Genomic DNA, 5,878 nt, shown 5'->3' with positions numbered 1-5,878 from the left:
GTTGAGAAGCGTACCCAAGCTTTGTCAGAATTGGCGCCAATGGAGTTTGGCAACAAGCCCAGCGATGGAGGACATCTACTACTCAGTGCCGATGAGTTGGAGGGGCTCGCCATTACGAAAATGCAGCGCGAATTGCTCATTCGTCGAATCTACGGGTCGGAGGATTTTATTAATGGTGGTTCACGGTTCTGCGTTTGGATTGAAGATGAAAACCTAGCAACTGCCGAAGCAATTCCCGCGCTCAAAGAACGCATTGAAGCAGTGCGCGCTCTGCGGCTCGCGAGTCCCGACAAGGGAGCTAGGACTATTCTCGCCAAGCGTCCGCATCAATTGAAGTTGATGCGCATAGGGCGGGAATCCACACTTGTCGTGCCAATCCACTCTTCCGAGCGGAGACCCTACCTGCCAGTCGGTCTCACGGACAACCGGAGCACCCTGACAAACGCCGCCTACGGTCTTTACGACGCGCCGCTCTGGAATCTCGCACTGATCGCCTCTCGGATTCATCTTGTCTGGATCGCCACCGTTTGCGGCAAGCTTGAAACGCGCTACCGCTACTCCAACACCATTGGCTGGAACACCTTCCCGGTCCCCACGCTTACCGAGAAAATGAAGGCCGACCTCACGTGTTGTGCCGAGGAAATTTTGCTGGCTCGAGAGCATCACTTCCCGGCCACCATCGCCGACCTCTACGATCCCGACAAGATGCCCGCCGACCTACTGGCGGCGCATGAGCGCAATGACGAAGTGCTGGAGCGCATCTATATCGGCCGTCGCTTCAAGAACGACACTGAACGGCTTGAGAAACTGTTCGACCTCTATACCAAGATGACCGCTGCGGCTGCTCCGGCTAAGGGCAAGAAGCGCAAAGCGGGAGCCAGCGCATGAGTACCCTTACCGAAGTCGATAAACGCTATCTTGAGAAAATACTCGGGATGGAAAGCGGCTATCTTCTCGATTACAACGATATGACGTTTGGTCAATTCTTCAATCGCCATAGGGTCGATATTCACGGTGCGAAGTATCAGGCGTACGGAACCTCCAAGGCCAAGAAAATGCGCGCATTCTGGGAGAGCGAGCCGGATGCTTTGGTTGGCAAGGTCTTATCTGAAATGCTTGATGTGTACGAGGCAAGCTGTAAGCTGAACAATAATGCAATTGATGCAGCTGTTCTTCAAGAGTCGCGGAAGAGTGCGGATCGGCTTTTGGGAAAACCACAATCCGAGCCATCTTTGAAAACCGGCGATGATTTCTTGAATCGTGAGTTCGCGATACCCAATATTCAAAATCTTCCGATAGCAGCTTCGGTTGTACCAATTATTGAAAGTCGCCTAGCCGAAGCGCGGAAAGCCTTAGGAATAGGAGCACATCTTTCAGTGATCTTTTTATGTGGAAGCGTACTTGAGGCAGTTCTGCTTGGAGCTGCCCAGAAAGAGCCTGCTCGTTTCAATCAGGCAGCCGCCAGCCCAAAGGCTAATGATGGCAAGGTAAAGTATTTTCCAGATTGGAGCCTTGCCCAATTTATTGATGTCGCCTGCGAGATTGATTTGCTTAAACCAGACGTAAAGAAGTTCAGCCACGGCCTGCGAGATTTCCGCAACTATATTCACCCATATGAGCAGATGGTGTCGCGCTTCACGCCGGATGAACATACGGCGAAGCTCTGCTTTCAGGTTCTAAAAGCAGCACTTGCAAGTGTTGCAGGGGAGAGAAAATAATGATCGAGAAAAAATCCATTCCCTCCGTCTCTGTCACCTACGCCCGCAACAGGGCATCAACCAAGGCCAATGCGCTTGGGATGCGCCCCATGCAGGAGCGCGCCTACGAGAAGCGCGGCGAGCAATACTTGCTCATCAAGTCGCCGCCCGCATCGGGCAAGAGCCGCGCCTTGATGTTCGTGGCACTCGACAAACTGGCAAACCAGGACGTGAAGCAAGCCATCATTGTCGTGCCGGAAAAGTCCATCGGTGCCAGCTTCAACGACGAGCCGTTGTCGAAGTATGGCTTTTGGTCCGCCTGGAAGGTCGAACCCAAGTGGAACCTGTGCAACGCGCCGGGCAACGACAACGGCGGCAAGGTCAAGTCGCTGGGCGCGTTCCTGGAAGGCGACGACACGGTGCTAGTCTGCACCCACGCCACCTTCCGGTTCGCGGTCGATGCTTACGGCGTGGAGGCGTTCGATGACCGCCTGATCGCGGTCGATAGGTTCACTTTAATTATTCATCTAGTTAATTGAAATTAATAGATTTTTTGTTTTGAAGGGTGATCGGTTACCCCCAAAAGTACCCTCAAATGTGCTGGATTCCGTGGGATTCGACTGGATATTCACCTTGGTCGATAGGCATGGAGAAATAGTGCTTCATCGAATTTTCTGTGTGTTGTTTTTATCTTACGTTTCGCCTGACAAATTAGAATGCTGACGTTGGGGTTTGATGAGAGATCAGCATATGACAAATATAGAAAAAGCAGGCCAAGCTGCTTGGCGAGAAAAACTTGAATACGTGCGGATTGCCGGTGCCGCCGAGACGATTGGTTGTACGGTGGACGAACTCTTGCATCTGGGAGCCATCGGCGAAGCGACGGTTTTAGCTCCTGTTGTTGCTGAGGGGGATTATGAATGGCCAGTCTCAGAAACCGGGGAGAAAAGCTGGGATAACCCTTTCGTAGAGAAATTCGATAGAAGTGATCGCGTCATCTTGCACCGCAGGGATGTTGCCAAGATCGAGGCTGTAGGATGGGTGATCCCTTGGTTGTTCTTTTCTCCCAATGTGGCTCGGTACGTCGCTAAGAAATCTCTGTCTAGCAATGCGGGGGAGCAGTCAAATGTTATTACTTTGATCGAAGAGCGTGCCGGTACCGTGCCATGGTATGCCGTAGAAACGGGCTTGGAAGCACTTCGAGATGACTTGATGCCAAGAATTAAAGACACGAAGGAGAACCGTACAACGGTAGAGCATCTTTTCCTGTCTATGGCGGAAGTCAAAAGACTAAAAGAAAACGTTCCGCAAGATGGCGCGGCTGAACAACGCAAGGATATTTTGCCTCAAGAGAAGCAGCCAAAACACGGCAATGTTCTCGCTAATGAGGCAAAGGCTAGTGAAATGTTGGCTGCTGCGATGGCTTTGCGATTGGCGTATCCAGAGAGATGTGAAGATGCAACCGCATGGACAGACACGCTTATGGATTTATCCGCGCTTATTTGGGGGACGGACAGAGAGCCTCCGCGTAAAGATCGCTGGCTAAAAGAGCAACTTAGCAAAATTATTCAGGAGTCGTCGAAACTTAAAAAGTGGGAATCTGCCGAGTTGAACGGGAGAAAGATCGTCAAAGAATTTGACGATTGAATACCACTGTGCGAGTAATTTTACTCAGCACGGAGTAATTTTTAGTCTGCATGATTAGCCTTTCGGCCCCCTTAGGATGCGACCCATGCCGGTATATCCCGGTGCCGTTCTGAGAGGGCCGATATGGCTGAACAACTACGCAATGCGCTCATCAAGCGCCAGCAACTCCTTGAACTCACCAATCTGAGCAACACAGCACTTTTCGACAAACTCAATCCGAAAAGCCGCTATCACGATCCTAGTTTTCCAAAGCGTATTTACTTGTCTTCGAGGACGGTGCGTTGGCGCTTGGGCGATGTTCTTGACTGGATCGAAGCCTGTCCGCGTGATCCCATGATCAACAGCAAAGGGCTTCAATAATGGTTCGCCTCGCTAAGTATTCTTGCCTGGCGCAATTGCAGATTAGTCGTCGCTACGCCAGTCGTACCTTTGTGCTGCATCACTAGAGGGCGCGATGAAATTTGACCAATACAAGGCGCAACCGTACCCAATTGATGCGTTCCCACCGCAGATCAGGGATGCAGTAGAAGAGGTAATTCAGAACTCGCAGGCGCCTGATGCTCTGGTCGCAATGGAGTTTTTATCTGCGATGTCTGCATGTGCTCATCTGTTGTACGACTACGCATCGCCGACTGGTTCAACAAAGCCAGTGTCGCTGAATATCATGATTATTGCAGATTCGGGAGAGCGTAAGACTTCGGTGCATACCCTCGTATCGAAGCCGTTGTACGAATTCGAAGAGCTGAGCATGGGGCAGTACAAGGCGGAGTTGGCACAGTACGATACTAAACTGAAGGTCTGGGAGACGATTAATAGCGGTTACCACAAGCAGTTGAAGAAACAAGCTGAAAAGCAGGCCGAGAAGTCTTCCGAGCAGTGGAATGAAGAGCAAGTGCCTATTGTGGAAGATCTGTCTGAATCGGACGAGCGCAGTGGGATGCTGTATCAGGCGGATTCGTTGCGTGACGATATCAAATCGACGACAGGGGGGGCGACTAGCGGTGGCCGCAAGCCACTGAAGAAGCGGGTCGAGAAGCCGGAAGTGGAACGGGAACCTAACGTGGACGCGTTGTTCTCGAAAATTCTCGAACACGGGAAACTTAAACCTGATAAGCCACGTTTGCGTAGCTATATCTGTCAAAACGTTACAGAACGTGCCTTCATGGACTCACTGGAGGGCGATGGCGCGGCGATAACCTGTATGTCCGATGAAGGAGGCATTATTGTTAAAGGTGGGATTTTTAGGTTCTATGAGCGGATAAACAAAGCTTGGGATGGTGCTTCGATACTTAAAATGGATCGAAGTAATGGTGTTAGTGTCGTTGCGCAAAATCCCCGTGTAGCGGTTTCGGCGATGGTTCAGCCATCCGTGTTTAAGGATTTAAATATTAAACAAGGAGACGGTTTGCGAGGTTCTGGGCATTGGGCACGTTATTTGGTCGGTTGGCCGGAGTCCACCCAAGGATATCGTTATACCGATACGTTGGATTACGACTGGGTCTATTTGTCCCATTTTCATTGCAAAATGAAGGAGGTTTTAGCCGAAGATGCTGACCGCAGAAAGTCTGGAGCTGGTGATCGTAAAGTTCTCGTTTTCTCCGGCAGAGCAAAGAATCGCCTCCTGACGTTGATTAATAAAACAGAGGATCTTATCGGCCCTCAAGGTAGATACAACGACGTTAAGGATGCGGCATCTAAGGCAGTGGAAATTATGAGCCGTCTGGCTGCATTGCTGCATGTGTTTTCAGGCGAGGAAGGCGAAATATCGCTTGCAACACTTAATTGTGCAGTTGATCTGTATAACTGGCATATAGCGGAATTCAAGCGCATTTTTGCTGATGGAGACGTAATGACACTTGCTGTAAAAGATGCACAGGTGCTTGAAAAATATCTGCTACGCACGGTATGGAACAGGGAGCATGACGATGTTCCGAAGAATATGGTGCGTACCTATGGACCACTTCGAACCAAGGAGCGCTTGGATGATGCCGTGGAAGTGCTAGTGCGGGATGGGATAATTTGGATGGATCAAGGACGCAATAACACAACTTTTATTAACCTGAATCCTAATTATTTTCGGACACGTGCCAGGTGATGATTTGGTGGTGAGCGAAGCGGGCATCGGGATTTATTGAGGCAGGGGGGGCGACCCTCCTGCCTTTTTGTTTGCATTTTTCCGCAATGTATGCCATGCCATGCCAAGCTTAGTTTCTGCAGCTAATAAATCGAGCAAAATGCAATGGCAGTGCGGTCAATATAATGCTGTTCGTGCTGTTAACAGCACGAACAGCATTGCTTCAAGGAAGCAAGTCTAAACGTTTAAGCGGGATTCTCTACGAAGTTGTTGGTCATGCGTATGGTTTGTTGATAAAAGTTAGAGCAGGGGCATTCCGCAATCGGCACGCCACTCATTCATCATGTCATTGCTGATAGGCGCATCATCCCCCATGCCGCTGCGGAAGTCTTTCAGCTTGGCGTCATAACAAGCCTCTTTTGATCCTCCTGCATTGGATGGCGCTGGCGCTGCACCTGGC

5 protein-coding genes and 1 pseudogene are annotated in these 5,878 nt (G+C 50.4%); all 6 read left to right on the top strand.

The window, feature by feature from the left end; translation table 11 throughout:
• Nucleotides 1-888 (top strand): type IIL restriction-modification enzyme MmeI (locus AKL28_RS22865; protein ID WP_331456581.1); only part of this gene is annotated, 888 nt, incomplete at its 5' end.
• Nucleotides 885-1,718, top strand: a complete 834-nt coding sequence (locus AKL28_RS22860; RefSeq protein ID WP_050470600.1) for a hypothetical protein — start codon at nucleotides 885-887, stop codon at nucleotides 1,716-1,718. The genes AKL28_RS22865 and AKL28_RS22860, both read left to right, overlap by 4 nt.
• Nucleotides 1,718-2,209 (top strand): annotated as a pseudogene (locus tag AKL28_RS22855) (DEAD/DEAH box helicase); the annotation flags it as partial. The gene AKL28_RS22860 and the pseudogene AKL28_RS22855, both read left to right, overlap by 1 nt.
• Before the next feature lie 238 nt (nucleotides 2,210-2,447).
• Nucleotides 2,448-3,344 carry a hypothetical protein gene (locus tag AKL28_RS22850; RefSeq protein WP_050470598.1) on the top strand — a complete coding sequence of 299 codons (897 nt, stop codon included), beginning with the start codon at nucleotides 2,448-2,450 and terminating at the stop codon, nucleotides 3,342-3,344.
• Nucleotides 3,345-3,467: 123 nt separating this feature from the next.
• Nucleotides 3,468-3,704, top strand: a complete 237-nt coding sequence (locus AKL28_RS24160) for a helix-turn-helix transcriptional regulator (protein ID WP_082221640.1) — start codon at nucleotides 3,468-3,470, stop codon at nucleotides 3,702-3,704.
• A 94-nt stretch (nucleotides 3,705-3,798) separates the two neighbouring features.
• On the top strand, nucleotides 3,799-5,439 hold the full coding sequence (locus AKL28_RS22840; RefSeq protein ID WP_050470596.1) for a YfjI family protein: 1,641 nt from the start codon (nucleotides 3,799-3,801) through the stop codon (nucleotides 5,437-5,439).
• The last annotated feature ends 439 nt before the right edge of the window (nucleotides 5,440-5,878 follow it).

Origin of the sequence: Herbaspirillum chlorophenolicum (genome assembly GCF_001189955.1) — a bacterium.
In the GTDB taxonomy this organism is placed as follows: domain Bacteria; phylum Pseudomonadota; class Gammaproteobacteria; order Burkholderiales; family Burkholderiaceae_D; genus Herbaspirillum; species Herbaspirillum chlorophenolicum.
This window is presented reverse-complemented; position numbering and strand designations above follow the sequence as displayed.

Bases quoted from the DNA above. Each gene is read 5' to 3' on its own strand.
- AKL28_RS22860 (WP_050470600.1), top strand. From the start codon at position 885: ATGAGTACCCTTACCGAAGTCGATAAACGCTATCTTGAGAAAATACTC.
- AKL28_RS22850 (WP_050470598.1), top strand. From the start codon at position 2,448: ATGACAAATATAGAAAAAGCAGGCCAAGCTGCTTGGCGAGAAAAACTT.
- AKL28_RS24160 (WP_082221640.1), top strand. From the start codon at position 3,468: ATGGCTGAACAACTACGCAATGCGCTCATCAAGCGCCAGCAACTCCTT.
- AKL28_RS22840 (WP_050470596.1), top strand. From the start codon at position 3,799: ATGAAATTTGACCAATACAAGGCGCAACCGTACCCAATTGATGCGTTC.